The organism is Bacillus sp. EKM420B (assembly GCF_011065565.1).
Lineage (GTDB): Bacteria > Bacillota > Bacilli > Bacillales > Bacillaceae > Bacillus > Bacillus velezensis.
The window spans coordinates 106,523-124,319 of the sequence record NZ_JAAMNX010000007.1; the positions used below are offsets into that span (position 1 = coordinate 106,523).

Below are 17,797 nucleotides of genomic sequence, written 5' to 3' on the forward strand. Positions count from 1 at the left end.
GCTATGAGCCGGCAGGGCTGTGTCCCTGCTTTTTTTGTGCGATCCATGTCACGATCGCAATGACGGCGAGAAAACAAAGGCTGACCAGAAAACCGGGCCGGCTCGATTTCTCAAACAGCGTCCCGGAGACGGCCGCGACAATCAGCACAAGGGCGATAACAATCTGTACTGTTCCCGTCTTTGTCGTTTCAAGCAGTTTCTTGCCCGAGAACAAAATGAACAGCCACGTATACAGAAGCATGAGGCCCGCCGCGGTTGTCATGTGTTCATATATGTTTTTCGGCAGCACCAATGACAGGATGATGGAGACGATGAGTCCGGCAAACGTCAATCCGAGCGCGGGCCAGCAGATTTTTTTGTTTTCCTTTAATCTGAAGCATTTCGGCGCATCTCCGTCATCAGCCATTGTACAAAGCAATGTCGTCACCGCAAACAGCGAGGCGACGAGCGTAGAAAATCCCGCAATAATAAAAATCCCGTTAAAAATATCAAGAATGATATCTAAATGAAAACCCTTCAGCGATGTAATAAACGGGCTGTCCTGTTCGGTGAATTTGCCCAGCGGCACTAACAGCAGCGCCAGGCCGAGAGAAACGACATAAATCACCGCAAGTACGGCAAGCATCAGCCGGCCTGATTTTGAGGCTTCCTCCGGTTTTTTCAAGTGGACGGTCATCAGCCCCAAGACTTCAATTCCTCCGAAGGCGTAAAACGCATAAATCAGTCCCGTCCATAACCCCATCGCTCCGAGCGGGAACAAATCCTTTGATTCGTTCGGCACCTGCACATCCGGTTTATGAGAAAATATACCGCACAGCGCCAATATGGCGATCACGATAAACATAAAAATCGCCGCCGTCTTGACAACAGCGAGCACATTTTCCGTTTTTTGAAAAACGGACAGCCCCGTAAATATAATCAAAAGACCGAGCACCGCATAGATGGAGGCGAAAATCCACAGCGGCACATTCGGAAACCAATGCTTCGTAAACAGCGAGATCGCTGTCAGCTGGCTTCCCGTGATCAGCATCTCGGACGACCAGTACACCCATCCGTTGCTGAAACCGGCCCAAGTGCCGAAAGCCTTTCTCGCATAAGCGCAAAAAGACCCCTTTTCGGGCTGTTTAGCCGAAAGCTTCGCGAGCTGCTCAAAGACAAAATAGGTGCCAAGCCCGGCAATAAGAAATGAGATCAGTGCGGAATATCCGCTTTTGACAATAGCGATGCTGGACCCGAGAAAAAAGCCCGTCCCGATTGTGCAGCCGACGCCGATTAAGGAGAGCTGCCACCAAGCGAGATTTCCTTTAGGCTGGTCCTGTGATTTACCCATGAAGTTCAACCCCTTTATCAAAGCTTAGATTGCGGCCGTCAGAAGGGGAATATACATCCAATAAATTGCTTTACATGAAACAAACGGCCGGAGTTCATAATAGAAGAAAAAAAGGAGCAGTCTGATGACACAGCAATTTATCGTACCGCCGAAAAAAGGGCTCGGCCTGAAGGTTCACAAAGGGCAGATTATAAAAGTCGTCGATGTGGAAGGACAGCAGGTGGCTGACTTCACGGCGTACCATGCCAAGGACTTTTATGAACATCTTGATCAGGGCGCGACGATTGATGCCAACCAGTCTATTCATGTAAAAACGGGTGATCATATTTATTCGAATTTATACAAGCCGATGCTGACGCTGATTGAAGATACAGTCGGCAAGCACGACCTGCTGCTTCCCGCCTGCCGTCCGGATATGAACAGGCTTTTATACGGAAAGCATAAAGACGAGCTCCAGGATACGTGCTATGACAATATGAGCGGGGCGCTTGAACCGTTCGGGGTGCCGCGGCCGCATATGCATTACCCATTTGCCATCTTTATGAACACGGTGCTCGATGATAAGGGAAACTTATCAGTCGAAACGCCTCTTTCTGACGCGGGTGATTATGTACGGCTCCGTGCGGAAATGGATCTCGTCGTCGCATTTTCATCCTGTCCGATCGAAAAAGGAAAATGCAACGGCGACAGCATCACGGCGCTGCGGGTGGAAATCAGCTGATCCCGGTGTATTTGATTCACTTAAAATCCGCACCTGTGCTATATTTAACAAAGAGTCGTACATAGTGGCATGATTCATTTTCAGCATGAACGGGAAATGAATCATAAAGAAACAATGCAGGAGGAGTGATCGGGATGAGCATCCAGAAACAAATTATGAATGATCTCCATGTAAAACCCTCAATTGATCCGAAACAAGAAATTGAGGACAGAGTGAACTTTCTGAAACAATATTTGAAAAAAACAGGTGCCAAAGGCTTTGTGCTCGGCATCAGCGGCGGGCAGGATTCCACGCTTGCGGGACGCCTCGCCCAATTGGCGGCTGAAAGCATCAGAGAAGAAGGCGGAAACGCGGAATTTATCGCCGTCCGTCTTCCGCACGGCACACAGCAGGATGAGGATGACGCCCAATTGGCGCTCAAATTCATTAAGCCTGATAAATCGTGGACGTTTGATATTAAGTCCGCTGTCAGCGCGTTCGCCGATCAGTACAAAAAAGAAACGGGCGATCAGCTGTCTGACTTTAACAAAGGAAATGTAAAAGCCAGAATGAGGATGATCGCGCAATATGCCATCGGCGGACAAGAAGGGCTGCTTGTCATCGGAACCGACCATGCGGCCGAGGCGGTGACCGGTTTCTTCACGAAATACGGTGACGGCGGCGCTGATCTGCTGCCGCTGACCGGATTAACGAAACGCCAGGGCAGACGTTTATTAGAAGAGCTCGGCGCGCCGGAACGCCTTTATTTGAAATTACCGACGGCCGATCTGCTTGATGAAAAACCGCAGCAGACGGATGAGACCGAACTCGGCATCACATACAATGACATTGATGATTATTTAGAAGGCAAGGACGTTTCTTCCGAAGTGATTGAGGCGCTGGAAAAACGCTACCTCAGTACGGAGCACAAGCGCCAGGTGCCGGCATCAATGTTTGATGATTGGTGGAAATAGAATGAAAAAACCTCCCTTTTGAAAGGGAGGTTTTTGTTATCGTTTTTATTTATCTACACTTTCATAAATCCCTACCCAATACCCTTTGCTGCTGTCATAATATTTGCTTTTGAAAATCCATTTTGTTCCGTTTAAAACGAAAGAAGCAGCGAAATTGCCGTCAGGGCTTTGAACGAGCTTGATGGCATTAATGCCAACATCTGCTTTCGTTGAGATTGGGCTATTTTCCACGGATGAAGATGCTGTTGGTGATGCGGCAAAGGCAGGAGCGGCAGACATCAGTAAGGCAAGAGACAGCGCAGAACCGGTTAACACTTTTTTGAATTTCATTTCGAACACTCCCTTTTCAAATGAAATGTATTACAGTGTTAATAATTAGATGATTATCCATATAATTCCTTCTTTATTTCTAAAATTTTTTTCTTAAATTGAAAAAACATCCCTTCGGAGGGACTTTTTATTTATTGATCCATTTGCATGGATCAGGGACATGTTTTCAAAACGTTTTTTTATTTGATACGGATATGATTCAGCTTCACCGTCAATCTGTCGGTGAATCTTCGAAGGCTGCCTCTCGAATCAGGCTCAATAGGCAGATTTGCTTGGGCAGCGATCGTTTCTGCGACCTGCTGAATAGACATTTGGTCTGTATGGAGATGTTCTGTGAAGAGGCTATCAGACAGGCTGTTGATGCAGCGGTCGATTTGTTTTGCGGCCCAGGAGCTTTTTCCTTCCGCTCTGGTGCGCAGGCGTTTCAGCAATGTTTCCTTTGAAGCCAGCAGGGTAAAGTGGTGAATGGTCCGGCCATCCTGTCTCAGCCTGCTGATAATGTCATGGAAGTATTGATCGTTCGTAATGGTCATGGGCACAATGATGATGCCCTGATATGTATCTGACAAATAGGAAAGCATGCTGTAATTGAATTCCCGCCACAGAGGGTAGCTTTGAAAGTCATCTTCAGCGATATCCGGCGGTATCATCGAACGCATCGCAAACCCCATCTTTTCAGGATCATATACGTAAGACGGTTTCAGTCTTCTGTGCAGTTCAAACGCTGTTTGTGTTTTTCCGGAACCGAAAGCCCCATTTATCCAAATGATCATCATGATATCCCCCTTTTTCTATATGATACAAAAAAAAGACCCTTCGATCGAAGAGTCAGCGGGAAAAAACAGACGTATATTCCCGGAGCGATTCCTTTATATGCGTAAAGGCATGTTCTCCAAAATACTCAAGAGAAACAAAACCGTCATATTGTCTGTTCATCAGCTCTTTTAAAAATGCTTTTTGATCGAGATCTCCTTGAAAAATCGGAGTTGGCTTGCTGAGATACCAGTTGTCAAAATTCCAGTGATAGTTTTTCAGATGAATATGGCTTACGGTATGATACAGCTTTTCTAAAGCGGACATTTGGTCAACGTGATTGACGTGTAGGTTGGAGCCGTCAAAAATGGTGCGGACCCGCGGATGGCCGACATCCTCCAAAAATGCCAGCGCCGCCTCCGGTGTATCCGCGTACGTATCGTAATGAATCTCAAGCCCGATATCGACTTCATAGTCATCTGCGAGCCGTACCGCCTGCTGAAATTGATCAACCGCACGTTGCCACTTTTCCGGTGACGTCCGATGTGAAGGAAGATTGCCGGCAAAGACTCTGATCAAGGGACTGTGCAGCTGTCGTGCCGCGCTTAATGCCCTTTGAACACCCTTTAACGCCTGCCTTTCATCCTGAGCGGCGAAGTCAGTGTATAAACTGACGGCAGGCACCCCGATGCCATCCTCCTGAAGCTGCTGATCAAGCCTGTCGAGCGGGCCGATTTCCTCTATATATTGTTTGGCGTGTCCGTACCACAGTTCGATTCCGTCAAAGGAGTGCTCCTTCGCGAAAGAAATGATGTCGAAAATATGCTTTTTTTTAAATCCTGTCGTGCAAAAACTCAGTTTCATCGGTAATCCTCCCGTAACTGTCTATCATATGTGTACTTTTCCCCGGGTGAGATACGGATAAACAGGTGAAAAGGGCAGACACTTTTATAAGCAGGGTGTAAGTGCGGCACACAAATTGTTTAGCGCTTTTTTGCGTCAAAGTATTAAATAATTGACCGAAGTGTTGTACAATTAATTTCATTCGAGTAAGGGGGGAGAAGCCATTGAAAAATGAAACGGAGCTGACGGACTTCAGTCCCGTCCGCAATAAACCGACTCGCGCTCGTTATGTGATACTGTTTCTTTTGTTTTTTATCACTGCGATTAATTATATAGACCGTGCCAGTGTATCCATCGCCGCCCCGTCCATTCAGACATCGCTGAACATAAGCCCCGCGCTTTTGGGCGTCGTCTTTTCCGCATTCAGCTGGACCTATACGGGTATGCAGATTCCCGGCGGGCTCATTTTGGACAAATTCGGATCAAAACGGACGTACGGCGTTTCTTTAATGATCTGGTCTGTTTTCACCGGAGTGCAGGCTTTTGCGGCCAGTTTCGGGTTTTTATTCGGCTGCCGCCTGATGATCGGGCTGGCTGAATCGCCTGCGTTTCCGGCAAACAACCGGATTGTCACGACATGGTTTCCAAGGCGGGAACGCGCCTTTGCCACGGGTGTTTATACGGCGGGGGAATATGTGGGACTGGCGTTCGCCACACCGGTTTTATTCTGGGTGTTAACGGCATTTGACTGGCGCGCCGTCTTTATTTCTTCAGGGTTGCTCGGGCTTGTTTTCTCCGTTTTCTGGTTCAAAATGTATCACGAGCCGAATCGGTACCGGAAAGTGAACCGGGAAGAGCTTGATTATATTAGAGAAGGCGGCGGACTGACAGAGGTGTCTGAATCAGCCGGCAGAATCACGTGGCGGGATTTCGTCCAGCTTCTTAAATACCGCAAGCTTGTCGGCTTGTATATCGGCCAATTCGCCGTAGCCTCCACGCTGTTCTTCTTTTTGACATGGTTTCCGACTTATCTGGCGGAGGCAAAGCACATGGCTTTCTTAAAAGTCGGCTTCGCCGCATCAATCCCGTATGTCGCCGCCTTTTTCGGCGTATTGTTCGGCGGATATTGGTCTGACGGAATGATGAAACAGGGCGTGTCGGTGAACGTTGCCCGGAAAACCCCCGTCATCCTCGGTCTTCTGCTGACAGGCTCCATCGTGCTCGCGAATGTTACGGATTCTGCTCCTGCGGTTTTGACGATCTTATCCATTGCTTCTTTTGCGCAGGGCATGTCCAATATATCCTGGACGATGCTGAGTGAGGTGGCGCCAAGCGAAACAATCGGATTGGCAGGAGGCGTGTTTAACTTTTTCGCCAATATGGCCGGCATTATCACCCCGCTTATCATCGGGTTTATCGTTTCTGCGACCGGTTCATATAACGGAGCGATTCTGTTTGTCGGCGCTGTCGCATTTATCGGGGCATTTTCTTATATTTTCATTGTCGGAAAGGTGGAACGCATTACGCTCCGATAGAAAGAAAAACTCATCTCTTCTTATAAAGGATGGGTTTTCTTTCATTGCATTATCTCTATATTTCAATATTGAGTTATCATATAATAAACATAACTTTTTCATTTCTTAGGAGGATTTCGCCGAAGATGAACGCAAAACGTGCCATTCCCGTAAGAGAAAGAAATATCGTACTGATCGGATTCATGGGTGTCGGAAAGACAACAATCGGCCAGCTGGTCGCTAAGAAATTATACAGAGACTTCATTGATATTGATTTGCAGATTGAGAAAGATTTCAATATGTCCATCCCTGAAATGTTTGAGAAAAAAGGTGAAGCTTTTTTCCGTCAGACCGAAAAGGATTATATATTAGATATCTGCCGCAATACGAAATTCAAGATCGTGTCACTTGGGGGCGGTTCGTTTAAACAAGAGGAAATCAGACAGTGCTGCCTTGAAAACTGTCTCGTGCTCCATCTTGATTTATCATGGGAGAATTGGAAGCAGCGGGCTGACCTGCTGATTGAAAGCCGTCCCGTTCTGCATAACCGTTCAATGGATGAAATGCAGCAGCTCTTTAACGAGCGCCAAAGCATCTATGATAAACATAATTCAAAAGTGGCGACGGATAATCTGGAACCGGAAGAAATCGCCGATTATATCGTAGAAACGTTAAAAATCGGCTGGGATCTGTATCAGCCGATGTAAAAAGAGCCGTGACGCTGTGAGCGTACGGCTTTTTTGTTTTCTTTTAAACAAACGTTTATTAAAATTTTTAGAAAATGAGTGTAAAATCGTGTTAAGATAGAGTCAGAAAATTAAAACTTATAAAACAAAGGAGAATAATCGGATATGCAATTATACGACTTGCCGCTCGACCAACTGCAAACCTATAAACCAAATAAAACCGCTCCTCATGACTTTTCGGATTTTTGGGCATCATCATTACATGAGCTTGCAAAGGAAGAGGCAAAGCCTGAATTGACGGCTGAAAGCTACCCGGCTGACGGCGTGAAAGTATTCCGGCTGACATACCGGAGCTTCGGCAAGGCGGAAATTGAGGGATGGTACGCCGTTCCCGACCGAAAAGGCCCGCATCCGGCCATCGTGAAATACCACGGCTACAACGCAAGCTATGACGGGGACATACATGACATCGTAAATTGGGCGCTTCACGGATATGCCGCGTTCGGGATGCTTGTCCGCGGCCAGCACAGCAGCACAGATACAAGCGTCTCACCGCATGGACACGTTCCCGGCTGGATGACGAAAGGGATTTTAGATAAAGATACATATTATTACCGCGGCGTGTACTTAGACGCCGTCCGGGCTTTGGAAGTCATCAGCGGCTTTGATGAAGTGGATGAAACGAGAATCGCCGTCATCGGCGGGAGCCAGGGAGGCGGACTTTCAATCGCCGCGGCGGCACTATCTGACATTCCGAGAGCGGTTGCGGCCGATTATCCTTATTTAAGCAATTTTGAGCGGGCCATTGATGTCGCTCTTGATGAGCCGTATCTTGAGATTAACTCCTTTTTCAGAAAGAACGGCAGCCCTGAGACGGAGAAGGCCGCGATGAATACACTGGCCTATTTTGATATCATGAATCTGGCGGACCGCGTAAAAGTTCCGGTGCTCATGTCCATCGGGCTGATTGACCGCGTGACTCCGCCGTCGACGGTGTTTGCCGCTTACAACCATCTGGAAACGGAAAAAGAATTGAAGGTGTACCGATATTTCGGACATGAATACATACCTTCTTTCCATACGGAAAAGCTGGCCTTTCTGAAAGCGCATCTGAAAGGCTGACAGCAGCGAAAAGCCCAAGTACTTGGGCTTTTTTCAGGAATGATCACGGAAAAGGACGGATACAGATGAAACAAAGGATCATCGAAGAATTAAAACGAATTGAAGCACAGCACGGCGTCAAGGTGCTTTACGCCGTAGAATCAGGGAGCCGCGCATGGGGATTTCCGTCAAGCGACAGCGACTACGATGTGCGGTTTCTCTATGTGCCGAAAAAAGAATGGTACTTTTCGATCGAACCGCATAGGGATGTCATAGAAGAGCCGATTCATGACATGCTAGACATCAGCGGCTGGGAACTGAGAAAAGCGCTGCGGCTTTTTAAAAAATCAAATCCGCCTCTTTTGGAATGGCTCTCTTCTGAGATGATCTATTATGAAGCTTTCTCAGCGGCTGAAAAGCTTCGAAAACTGAAAATCCGCGCCTTTTCGCCTGAAGCCTGCATTTATCATTATCTCAATATGGCAAAACGGAATGAAAAAACGGAATTGCAGGGCAGTGAAGTGAAGATTAAAAAGTATTTTTATGTTCTGCGTCCTCTCCTTGCCTGCAGATGGATTGAAACGTTCGGCTCCGTACCGCCGATGTCATTTCCCGTACTGGCCGATGCCTTATTGACGGATGAAGCGCTCATTTCTGAAATCAATATACTGCTTACAAGGAAAAAAAGCGGTCAGGAGCTGGCTCCGGAACCGAGAAATACGATGATTCATGCGTTTATAGAAGAAGAAATAGAACGCATCGGGCACTATGTCAAAACGATCAAAACGCCGAAACCTGACATAACGGAGGAACTGAATCAGCTATTGATTCAGACCGTCGAAGAGGCGTGGGGGGAAAAAGGCGGAAATTGACGATTGCCGTCATTTCCGTCCGCCTTTTTTCGGCATAATCCGCCTGCTATCTAAGAAGCTGATTGTGGTAAAACCACAAAAATTTATCAGAATCTTTGTATTTTTAGAATATTGTGAGAGGATGTTTTGTCCATTTACAATAGACTCATACAAATACTTCTTAGATTGCGGGGTGTTAAGGTTGGAAGTGATTACAAGAGATTTTTTCTTATTTTTATCCAAGAGCAGCTTTCTCAATAAGATGGCGCGAAGCTGGGGAAGCCGTGTGGCAGCCGGCAAAATCATCGGAGGAATGGATTTCCGCAGTTCTATCCCGACAATCCGACATTTGAACAGCCAGGGGCTGTCAGTTACTGTCGATCATTTGGGGGAATTTGTCAACAGCGGTGACGTCGCGAAAGAACGCACCGAGGAGTGCATGCAGACCATCGCCTTAATTGCTGATGAACAGCTGAATTCCCAAGTGTCATTAAAAATGACGTCTTTAGGTCTTGATATAGATCTCGATCTCGTCTATGAAAATATGACGAAAATCCTCCAGACGGCTGAAAAACATAAAGTCATGGTGACGATTGACATGGAAGATGAAACGAGATGCCAGAAAACGCTGGATATCTTTAAAGACTTCCGGAGCCGGTATGAATATGTAAGCACCGTGGTGCAGGCTTATCTGTACAGAACGGAGAAGGATCTTGATGACCTCAGCCCGCTGAATCCGTTTCTGCGGCTTGTCAAAGGGGCCTATAAAGAATCGGAAAAGGTGGCCTATCCTGAAAAAAGCGACGTCGATGAAAATTATAAAAGACTCATCCGCAAACAGCTTTTAAAAGGACATTATACGGCAGTCGCCACGCATGATGACAAAATGATCGAGTTTACAAAACAGCTTGCCAAAGAGCACGGCATTCCAAACGACCGTTTTGAGTTTCAGATGCTGTACGGCATGCGCTCGCAAACCCAGCTCAGCCTGGTGGAAGAAGGATACCGCATGAGAGTCTACCTGCCTTACGGGGATGACTGGTACGGCTATTTCATGAGACGGCTCGCCGAACGCCCCTCAAACATCGCATTCGCCTTTAAAGGAATGACTAAGAAGTAAAAAAGGGAGAGATGACAATGACTACACCTTATAAACACGAACCATTCACGAATTTCCAAGATCAATCGAACGTTGAAGAATTTAAGAAAGCGCTTGCGACGGTAAATGAGTATATGGGAAAAGATTATCCGCTCGTCATCAACGGTGAAAAGGTAGAGACGGAAGCGAAAATCGTATCCATTAACCCTGCAGACAAAGAAGAAGTCGTCGGAAAAGTGTCAAAGGCGTCCCAGGAGCACGCTGAGCAGGCGATTGAAGCGGCTGCGAAAGCGTTCGAAGAGTGGAGATACACATCCCCTGAAGAAAGAGCGGCCGTTCTGTTCCGCGCGGCTGCCAAAGTCCGCCGCAGAAAGCACGAATTCTCCGCCCTGCTCGTCAAGGAAGCGGGAAAACCTTGGAACGAAGCTGATGCGGATACGGCGGAAGCCATCGACTTTATGGAATACTACGCGCGCCAGATGGTTGAATTGGCAAAAGGCAAGCCGGTCAACAGCCGCGAAGGCGAGAAGAACCAATATGTCTACACACCGACCGGCGTAACGGTCGTCATTCCGCCATGGAACTTCCTCTTTGCGATTATGGCGGGAACGACGGTGGCACCGATCGTAACGGGCAACACGGTCGTTCTTAAACCTGCAAGCGCGACACCGGTCATCGCGGCGAAATTCGTAGAAGTGCTTGAGGAATCAGGCCTTCCGAAGGGCGTTGTCAACTTTGTGCCGGGAAGCGGAGCGGAAGTGGGAGACTATCTCGTCGATCACCCGAAAACAAGCATCATTACGTTTACGGGATCACGTGAAGTCGGTACGAGAATTTTCGAACGCGCGGCGAAAGTGCAGCCGGGCCAGCAGCATTTAAAGCGTGTTATCGCTGAAATGGGCGGTAAAGATACGGTTGTTGTCGATGAGGACGCGGACATTGAATTGGCGGCTCAATCCATCTTTACATCAGCATTCGGCTTCGCGGGACAAAAATGTTCTGCAGGTTCACGTGCAGTTGTCCATGAAAAAGTGTATGATCAAGTATTAGAGCGCGTCATCGAAATCACTGAATCAAAAGTGACGGCAAGCCCTGACAGCGCTGACGTGTATATGGGACCTGTCATCGACCAAGGTTCTTACGACAAGATCATGAGCTACATTGAAATCGGAAAAGAAGAAGGCCGTTTAGTAAGCGGAGGCACCGGAGATGATTCAAAAGGCTACTTTATCAAGCCGACGATCTTCGCTGACCTTGATCCGAAAGCCAGACTCATGCAGGAAGAAATTTTCGGGCCGGTCGTGGCGTTTTCTAAAGTATCAAACTTTGATGAAGCGCTGGAAGTGGCCAACAATACTGAATACGGTTTGACAGGCGCGGTCATTACAAATAACCGCAAACATATTGAACGGGCGAAACAGGAATTCCATGTCGGCAACCTGTACTTCAACCGCAATTGTACGGGAGCGATTGTCGGCTACCATCCGTTCGGAGGCTTCAAAATGTCCGGCACTGATTCAAAAGCGGGCGGCCCGGATTATTTGGCCCTCCACATGCAGGCGAAAACAATCAGTGAAATGTTTTAAGAGGGACTGAATGGGCATCCTCCTCGCGGGGGGTGTCCATTTCACCATAAACCTATAAAGCGGAGGAGGAAATGCCATAGCAAACATTCAGTTGATTATTTCCATTTGTATTTATATGGCGGGCATGCTGTTTATCGGTTATTTCGCCTACAGACGGACGTCAAATCTGACGGATTACATGCTCGGGGGGCGTTCTTTAGGCCCTGCCGTCACAGCGCTCAGCGCGGGAGCGGCGGATATGAGCGGATGGCTCTTGATGGGGCTTCCTGGCGCCATGTTCTCGACGGGATTGAGCGGCGCTTGGATTGTAATCGGACTTGTGCTCGGGGCGTGGGCGAACTGGCTTTTCGTGGCGCCGAGGCTGAGAACGTATACCGAAAAAGCGGGGAATTCCATCACCATTCCGGGTTTCCTTGAAAACCGTTTCGGTGATCATACGAAGCTTCTCAGACTGTTTTCGGGTCTCGTCATTCTCGTCTTTTTCACTTTTTACGTATCATCCGGCATGGTGTCCGGAGGTGTCTTATTCAACAGCATTTTAGGGTGGGATTACCACACCGGCCTGTGGGCCGTGACAGGCGTCGTTGTCGCCTACACCTTGTTCGGGGGCTTTTTGGCGGTAAGCTGGACGGACTTTGTCCAAGGGATCATCATGTTTGCGGCGCTTATTCTCGTGCCGATTGTGACGATTTTCCATACGGGCGGCCCGGGGGAAACCGTTGCCGATATCCGTTCCGTCAACCCGGAACTGTTTAATATGTTCAAAGGGACCACCGTCCTTGGCATTATTTCTTTATTTGCGTGGGGGCTCGGCTATTTCGGGCAGCCGCATATTATTGTGCGCTTTATGGCGATCACATCTGTGAAAGAGATCAAACGCGCCAGACGGATCGGAATGGGATGGATGATTTTGTCTGCACTCGGTGCGCTGTTTACGGGTCTTGCGGGAATCGCGTATTACCACCAGCGCGGGTTGAAGCTGGATGATCCGGAAACCATTTTTATTCAGCTCGGCAACATTCTGTTCCACCCGATTATTACGGGATTTCTCATTTCTGCGATTTTAGCGGCCATTATGAGTACGATTTCGTCTCAGCTGCTCGTTACGTCCAGTTCTTTAGTGGAGGACTTGTATAAGTCCATGTTCAGGCGTTCAGCTTCTGATAAGGAACTCGTATTTCTGGGGAGAATGGCAGTGCTTGCGGTGTCAATCGTCGCTCTGGTGCTCGCCTGGGAGAAAAACAACACGATACTTGGTCTTGTCAGCTATGCATGGGCGGGATTCGGCGCTTCATTCGGGCCGGTCGTACTGCTCAGTTTATTTTGGAAACGGATGACGAAATGGGGGGCACTCGCCGGCATGATTGCGGGAGCGATTACCGTAATCATTTGGGCGAATGCCGGTCTTTCAGACTTTTTGTACGAAATCATTCCGGGCTTTGCTGTAAGCCTTGCCGCTGTATTTGTCGTCAGCTTATTGACACAGGCTCCGTCAAAAGATGTCACAGATCAGTTTCATGACTACCGTGATACACTTTCTCAATAAAAGCAAGGAACGAGAGGAAGAAGGGACCGCCCTTTTTCCTCTTTTCACGATACAGGCTTTCGGATCATTCCGTTTTGGGAGTATATGAATTTTTTTCTATACAAAAAGTCACCCCTCAGAGTATGATAAAGATAAAAAGAGCATAGGAGAAATAGGTATGGAAGAGCTTTTAGAGAGAGTTTTTTCATTTACGGACATTGATAAATTAATTGATTTCATCAGTTATGAATTGCAGAAGCCCGTTATTCTGGAAAGCGCGGATTTCTTTTTGCTTGCCTATAATTCTTATTACATTAATCACTTCGACTCCGCCAACCAGCAGACGATATTCTCAAAAAAATGCCCCGTGCAGATTTTTGAAAGGTTTCTGAAGGACGGGGTGATCGAAAAGCTGAAAACCGTTCCTGAACCGTTCCGTGTCGAAAAAATAGACAGTATCGGACTGAATCAGAGAGTGGTTGTAAGCGCAAAACATAAAGGGGAAGTGATGGGCTACATCTGGATTCAGGAGCTCGACCGAAACTTGACGGACGAGGAGCTCGATTTTTTATATGAAACTTCATTCCATGTCGGAAAAATCATCTATAAAACGAACCGGCTGAAACAGGAAAAAGAAGAGAGAGCGGAAGACCTGGTGAAACGGGCGATCTTTCAGCAATTCTCCTCTGAAAAGGAGTTCAGGCGGGAAGCGGAAAAGATGAACGCCGTGCTGCCTTCGGTTTTTTCAGTAGTCGTCCTGCATGCCGCAAATGGGGATGGGGAGGCAGTCGAAGATGTAAAGGAAAATATCAAATCGTACTTGAATTTGCGGGATAAAGTCAGTCACGTCTTAACCATTGATTCCAATATTGTCATCGTCGTCGCAAGCTTCTCGCAAAAAAGCTCCGGCACTTCGGCAGCATCTGAATTCATCCACAAACTGCTGACTCATTTTCACTTTCAGAAGATCCCCACTCCCATCTATATCGGAATCGGCAATGAATACAGCAGCATCCTGAAGCTCGGCAAAAGTTATATAGAAGCCCTTGAAGTCATAAAGGCCGCCGAAATTACCGGAAACCAGGAAAATATCCCGTACGAATACAGTAAGCTCGGGATTTACCGCTATCTTGAAAGCATCGAAGAAAAAAACGCCTCACTGGAATATGTAAACGATGATTTAGCGTTATTAAAAGCCAAAGACAGAGAAAGCAGCACCGAACTGCTGAAAACGTTAGAAATCTATCTCCTCAATAACTGCAAAACAAAACCAGCCGCAGAACAGCTTTTTATTCATCAAAACACATTGAACTACCGCATCAAACAGATTCTTGACATGACATCAATTAATTTAAACGACTTCAGGACAAGGTGCCAGCTGTATCTCGATATCATGCTGATGAAAAAGAGATAAAAAAGAAACCAGTCGCCGTACTGGTTTCAGTTTTAATACCTTCCCGCTTATCAATCTCAGAACCTCACTTCTGAATCACTCCTTTCCCGCAAGATGAGAAATGAATAAACACTGCTCCTCAATATGTGTTATACTTTCATTGATATTGATTCTCAATTAAAAATGTATGAAGTATAGATATAAACGGGAGGCAGAACGATGGCGGAAAATCATGAGGTGTATGACGTCACGATTATAGGCGGAGGCCCGATCGGCCTGTTTGCGGCTTTTTATTGCGGGATGCGGGAGCTGAAAACGAAAGTGATCGAGTTTTTGCCGCGGCTCGGGGGAAAGGTGTCTATGTTTTTTCCTGAAAAAATCATCCGTGATATCGGCGGAATACCCGGGATTGCCGGGGAACAGCTGATTAAGCAGCTGAAGGAGCAGGCGGCGACATTTGAGCCGGATATCGTGTTGAATCAGCGGGTGGCCGGATTTGAACGGCTGGAAGACGGAACCATTGTGCTCGAAAGTTCCGAAGGGGAAAAGCACTATACGCGCACGGTGATTTTGGCCGTCGGCATGGGGACGCTTGAGGTCAATGAACTTGACAGCGCGGATGCGAGCCGGTATTCAGGAAAGAACCTTCATTATAAAGTGGAGAAGCTTGATGCGTTTCGAGATAAGCATGTCGTGATTTCCGGAGGGGGAGATACCGCGGTTGACTGGGCGAATGAGCTGGAACCGATTGCGGCGTCTGTTACCGTCTTGCACCGCCGTGAGGAGTTTGGCGGTTTGGAAAGCAGCGTGGCGAAAATGAAGCGGTCTTCCGTGCGGGTGCTTGCGCCGTATCGTCTGAAGCATCTCAACGGCACAGGGGAACGGGTCGAGAGCGTCACCGTTTGCCAAACTGAGTCCGGACTTTCTGAAGTCATCAAGCTTGATGAGCTCATTATCAACCACGGGTTTAAAATTGATCTCGGTCCGATGAAGGACTGGGGGCTTGAGATAGAAGAAGGCAGGATTAAAGCTGACAGACATATGCGGACGAATCTTCCGGGCGTGTTTGTCGCCGGTGACGCCGCCTATTATGAAAGCAAGCTCAGATTGATTGCCGGCGGTTTCACGGAGGGGCCGACCGCCGTGAACAGCGCCAAAGCCTATTTGGACCCGCAGGCGGATCAGATGGCGATGTATTCGACTCATCATAAAAAATTGGTGACATAATAAAAAAGGGCTGACCCCCGATGTTGACCTGGGGGTCAGAAAAGCATTCCGGCGTATCAGCTGTGAACGAGCATGTCTTTCATTTCATTTCGTATAAACGCAAATAACTGTTCCTGATTTTTCACGGCGGTAAACCCGCAGCCGGCGGGGACGTCTTCGCCCATGCAGATGACGGGAGGGCGGTTTCCTGACGGATTCGGTGATATGCCGATTTGTTTTCCGGCGCTGATCAAATGCTGAGCGGATTCTTTGCCCGTACAGATAATCATTTGCAGAGGAAATTCACTGATCGTGCGTTCGATCATGGAAGTGAACCGCTCATCCGCGATATGTTCATGGGTGATATAAAACCGGCATGATTTTGAGTCTGACAAGTTTTCTGCTGCTTGACGGCTTCCTACAATGAGCGAATGCGGAGAATCATTTTGCCATTCGGATAGGAGAAAGCCCCGTTTTGTCAGTTCCGTCTTTGCAGCTTCGGTCGCTGCATTCAGGCTTGCGGTCACCCGGCGGATGTCGATCTGCTTGAATGCCAGTGTGTCAAAGAATTCGCATACCGCAAGGCGTGATGTGAAAAATAGTTGTTCAAAGGTGCTGATCTGTTTCAGGATGTTTTCGTTTGGGGGCATTTTTTTAACGATCCGCTTCGGCCATTCAATAACATCGGCGCCATACTCGCGCAGCTTGTCTGTCAGTGTATGTTCATCATCGCCATGAGTGACCACCATGATATGCCGCCCGATGAAGGGTTTGCTTTCAAACCAGCTGTGTGTTTGAAAATTGACAATATCACCAATGACGATAATGGCAGGGTTGGTGATGTTTTGGCTTTGAACTTTGTCATGGATATCCTGAAGCGTTCCTTTAACACTCCGCTGCCGCCCCCACGTTCCCCATTGAATGACGAGTACGGGAATGGAAGGGGATTTTCCGTACTCCATAAGCTTCCGGCATATAAATGACAGATTTTTAACGCCCATGTAAAACACAAGCGTTTGAACGCTTCGGGCAAGCCCTTCCCAGTCGAGATTCGGCCTGCCTTGCAATGATGTATCATGAGCGGTGATCATCGCGAAGGACGAAGCGAAATCACGATGGGTAACGGGGACTCCCGCATACAGCGGCGCTGCGATTCCCGAGGTGATGCCGGGCACCATTTCGCAGCGGATGCCGTGCTGATGAAGCGCCTCTGCTTCTTCGCCGACCCTGCCGAACACACTTGGGTCTCCGCCTTTCAAGCGGACGACGGTGTAGCCCTCCGCCGCTTTTTCAATCAGCAGGGCATTTATCTCAGACTGTTTCATAAAATGGCGGTCGGGCAGCTTTCCGCAATAAATGAACCGGCAGTCAGGTGAGGCGTATTCTAGAAACTTTGGGTTTGCGAGCCGGTCATACAAAATGATATCCGCTTTCTCCAGAGCCTTTTTTCCTTTTACGGTGATCAGCCCCGGGTCTCCTGGTCCGGCACCGACAAAATATACGATTCCGTTTTTCATGATGGCGTCATCCCTTCAGCAATTTAAAAAATGAAGGACCACTTGAAAAAGTGATCCGGTCTTTGATCAATACAGGATGTATACATTCTCTCCTTCGATCAGTGTTTCGTATGTTTTGACACAGCCATGGTCCGGCTCTTGGACTTTTCCGTCTTCTAAGGAAATTTTCCAGTCATGCATCGGGCAGAAGACGTATTCTCCGCTGACGATGCCTTCAGCCAGGACGCCCCCTTTATGGGGACAGCGGTTTTCGACGGCACGGATGTTCCCGTCAGAAAGCTTAAATACGGCAAGCTCTTTATCTTCTATATATACGGTTTTTCCTAACTCCTCGGGTAATTCGTTTACTCTGCCTATGCAAACCTTTGTCATATCTTTATTAACCATGT

At 47.8% G+C, this 17,797-nt stretch carries 17 protein-coding genes; 11 read left to right on the forward strand and 6 right to left on the reverse strand.

Annotated elements, in window-relative coordinates; translation table 11 throughout:
- Nucleotide 1: 1 nt before the first annotated feature.
- Nucleotides 2-1,330 (reverse strand): amino acid permease, encoded by a 1,329-nt coding sequence (locus G9F48_RS18175; RefSeq protein WP_165409923.1) that lies wholly within the window; start codon nt 1,328-1,330, stop codon nt 2-4.
- Between the two features lie 124 nt (nt 1,331-1,454).
- Between G9F48_RS18175 and G9F48_RS18180 the strand changes: the two genes are divergently transcribed.
- Both G9F48_RS18180 and nadE read left to right on the forward strand, forming a co-directional pair.
- Nucleotides 1,455-2,051, forward strand: a complete 597-nt coding sequence (locus G9F48_RS18180; RefSeq protein ID WP_165409924.1) for a DUF1989 domain-containing protein — start codon at nt 1,455-1,457, stop codon at nt 2,049-2,051.
- 134 nt (nt 2,052-2,185) lie between these two features.
- Nucleotides 2,186-3,004: an ammonia-dependent NAD(+) synthetase gene (gene nadE, locus G9F48_RS18185; RefSeq protein ID WP_076851423.1), complete on the forward strand. Its 819-nt coding sequence runs from the start codon at nt 2,186-2,188 to the stop codon at nt 3,002-3,004.
- Nucleotides 3,005-3,049: 45 nt separating this feature from the next.
- On the opposite strand, the gene G9F48_RS18190 is transcribed toward nadE, so the two are convergent.
- The 3 genes from G9F48_RS18190 to G9F48_RS18200 all read right to left on the reverse strand — a co-directional run bounded on the left by G9F48_RS18190 (nt 3,050) and on the right by G9F48_RS18200 (nt 4,951).
- Nucleotides 3,050-3,334: an antimicrobial peptide LCI gene (locus tag G9F48_RS18190; RefSeq protein WP_103527175.1), complete on the reverse strand. Its 285-nt coding sequence runs from the start codon at nt 3,332-3,334 to the stop codon at nt 3,050-3,052.
- Between the two features lie 179 nt (nt 3,335-3,513).
- Nucleotides 3,514-4,107 carry a tunicamycin resistance ATP-binding TmrB gene (gene tmrB / locus G9F48_RS18195; protein ID WP_165409937.1) on the reverse strand — a complete coding sequence of 198 codons (594 nt, stop codon included), beginning with the start codon at nt 4,105-4,107 and terminating at the stop codon, nt 3,514-3,516.
- A gap of 55 nt (nt 4,108-4,162) precedes the next feature.
- Nucleotides 4,163-4,951 (reverse strand): sugar phosphate isomerase/epimerase family protein, encoded by a 789-nt coding sequence (locus tag G9F48_RS18200; protein WP_156735952.1) that lies wholly within the window; start codon nt 4,949-4,951, stop codon nt 4,163-4,165.
- Between the two features lie 203 nt (nt 4,952-5,154).
- Here G9F48_RS18200 and G9F48_RS18205 point away from each other — a divergent pair, with 203 nt between their 5' ends.
- From G9F48_RS18205 to G9F48_RS18245, 9 genes are all read left to right on the forward strand, one after another.
- Nucleotides 5,155-6,465 carry an MFS transporter gene (locus G9F48_RS18205; RefSeq protein WP_165409925.1) on the forward strand — a complete coding sequence of 437 codons (1,311 nt, stop codon included), beginning with the start codon at nt 5,155-5,157 and terminating at the stop codon, nt 6,463-6,465.
- A 125-nt stretch (nt 6,466-6,590) separates the two neighbouring features.
- On the forward strand, nt 6,591-7,151 hold the full coding sequence (locus G9F48_RS18210) for a shikimate kinase (protein WP_003156609.1): 561 nt from the start codon (nt 6,591-6,593) through the stop codon (nt 7,149-7,151).
- Nucleotides 7,152-7,295: 144 nt separating this feature from the next.
- Nucleotides 7,296-8,252 carry a cephalosporin C deacetylase gene (gene cah / locus G9F48_RS18215; protein WP_127070164.1) on the forward strand — a complete coding sequence of 319 codons (957 nt, stop codon included), beginning with the start codon at nt 7,296-7,298 and terminating at the stop codon, nt 8,250-8,252.
- 65 nt (nt 8,253-8,317) lie between these two features.
- Nucleotides 8,318-9,103, forward strand: a complete 786-nt coding sequence (locus G9F48_RS18220; protein ID WP_102421770.1) for a nucleotidyltransferase domain-containing protein — start codon at nt 8,318-8,320, stop codon at nt 9,101-9,103.
- A gap of 187 nt (nt 9,104-9,290) precedes the next feature.
- Nucleotides 9,291-10,202, forward strand: a complete 912-nt coding sequence (locus G9F48_RS18225) for a proline dehydrogenase family protein (RefSeq protein ID WP_087920787.1) — start codon at nt 9,291-9,293, stop codon at nt 10,200-10,202.
- Nucleotides 10,203-10,219: 17 nt separating this feature from the next.
- Nucleotides 10,220-11,767, forward strand: coding sequence for an L-glutamate gamma-semialdehyde dehydrogenase (gene pruA, locus G9F48_RS18230; protein ID WP_103527171.1), 1,548 nt, complete (start codon nt 10,220-10,222; stop codon nt 11,765-11,767).
- Between the two features lie 91 nt (nt 11,768-11,858).
- The gene (putP, locus tag G9F48_RS18235) at nt 11,859-13,313 is read left to right on the forward strand and encodes a sodium/proline symporter PutP (protein ID WP_076851418.1); all 1,455 of its coding nucleotides are present in this window, start codon (nt 11,859-11,861) and stop codon (nt 13,311-13,313) included.
- A gap of 157 nt (nt 13,314-13,470) precedes the next feature.
- Complete coding sequence (locus G9F48_RS18240; RefSeq protein WP_003156600.1) at nt 13,471-14,706, forward strand: PucR family transcriptional regulator; 1,236 nt, start codon at nt 13,471-13,473, stop codon at nt 14,704-14,706.
- A 198-nt stretch (nt 14,707-14,904) separates the two neighbouring features.
- A complete protein-coding gene (locus tag G9F48_RS18245) occupies nt 14,905-15,912 on the forward strand; it encodes an NAD(P)/FAD-dependent oxidoreductase (RefSeq protein ID WP_165409926.1) in 1,008 nt (335 codons plus the stop codon).
- A gap of 56 nt (nt 15,913-15,968) precedes the next feature.
- Here the strand turns inward: G9F48_RS18245 and cobA are convergent, their stop codons facing one another.
- Together cobA and nirD are read right to left on the reverse strand one after the other, a co-directional pair.
- Nucleotides 15,969-17,408, reverse strand: coding sequence for a uroporphyrinogen-III C-methyltransferase (gene cobA / locus G9F48_RS18250; RefSeq protein WP_165409927.1), 1,440 nt, complete (start codon nt 17,406-17,408; stop codon nt 15,969-15,971).
- Between the two features lie 66 nt (nt 17,409-17,474).
- Nucleotides 17,475-17,795, reverse strand: coding sequence for a nitrite reductase small subunit NirD (nirD, locus tag G9F48_RS18255; protein WP_070081341.1), 321 nt, complete (start codon nt 17,793-17,795; stop codon nt 17,475-17,477).
- Between the last annotated feature and the right edge of the window lie 2 nt (nt 17,796-17,797).

Excerpts from the sequence above, each read along its gene's own strand:
- G9F48_RS18175 (WP_165409923.1), bottom strand. The coding sequence starts at position 1,330 with ATGGGTAAATCACAGGACCAGCCTAAAGGAAATCTCGCTTGGTGGCAG.
- nirD (WP_070081341.1), bottom strand. The coding sequence starts at position 17,795 with ATGGTTAATAAAGATATGACAAAGGTTTGCATAGGCAGAGTAAACGAA.
- cah (WP_127070164.1), top strand. The coding sequence starts at position 7,296 with ATGCAATTATACGACTTGCCGCTCGACCAACTGCAAACCTATAAACCA.
- G9F48_RS18220 (WP_102421770.1), top strand. The coding sequence starts at position 8,318 with ATGAAACAAAGGATCATCGAAGAATTAAAACGAATTGAAGCACAGCAC.
- G9F48_RS18210 (WP_003156609.1), top strand. The coding sequence starts at position 6,591 with ATGAACGCAAAACGTGCCATTCCCGTAAGAGAAAGAAATATCGTACTG.
- G9F48_RS18200 (WP_156735952.1), bottom strand. The coding sequence starts at position 4,951 with ATGAAACTGAGTTTTTGCACGACAGGATTTAAAAAAAAGCATATTTTC.
- pruA (WP_103527171.1), top strand. The coding sequence starts at position 10,220 with ATGACTACACCTTATAAACACGAACCATTCACGAATTTCCAAGATCAA.
- cobA (WP_165409927.1), bottom strand. The coding sequence starts at position 17,408 with ATGAAAAACGGAATCGTATATTTTGTCGGTGCCGGACCAGGAGACCCG.
- G9F48_RS18180 (WP_165409924.1), top strand. The coding sequence starts at position 1,455 with ATGACACAGCAATTTATCGTACCGCCGAAAAAAGGGCTCGGCCTGAAG.
- tmrB (WP_165409937.1), bottom strand. The coding sequence starts at position 4,107 with ATGATCATTTGGATAAATGGGGCTTTCGGTTCCGGAAAAACACAAACA.
- nadE (WP_076851423.1), top strand. The coding sequence starts at position 2,186 with ATGAGCATCCAGAAACAAATTATGAATGATCTCCATGTAAAACCCTCA.
- G9F48_RS18240 (WP_003156600.1), top strand. The coding sequence starts at position 13,471 with ATGGAAGAGCTTTTAGAGAGAGTTTTTTCATTTACGGACATTGATAAA.
- G9F48_RS18190 (WP_103527175.1), bottom strand. The coding sequence starts at position 3,334 with ATGAAATTCAAAAAAGTGTTAACCGGTTCTGCGCTGTCTCTTGCCTTA.
- G9F48_RS18245 (WP_165409926.1), top strand. The coding sequence starts at position 14,905 with ATGGCGGAAAATCATGAGGTGTATGACGTCACGATTATAGGCGGAGGC.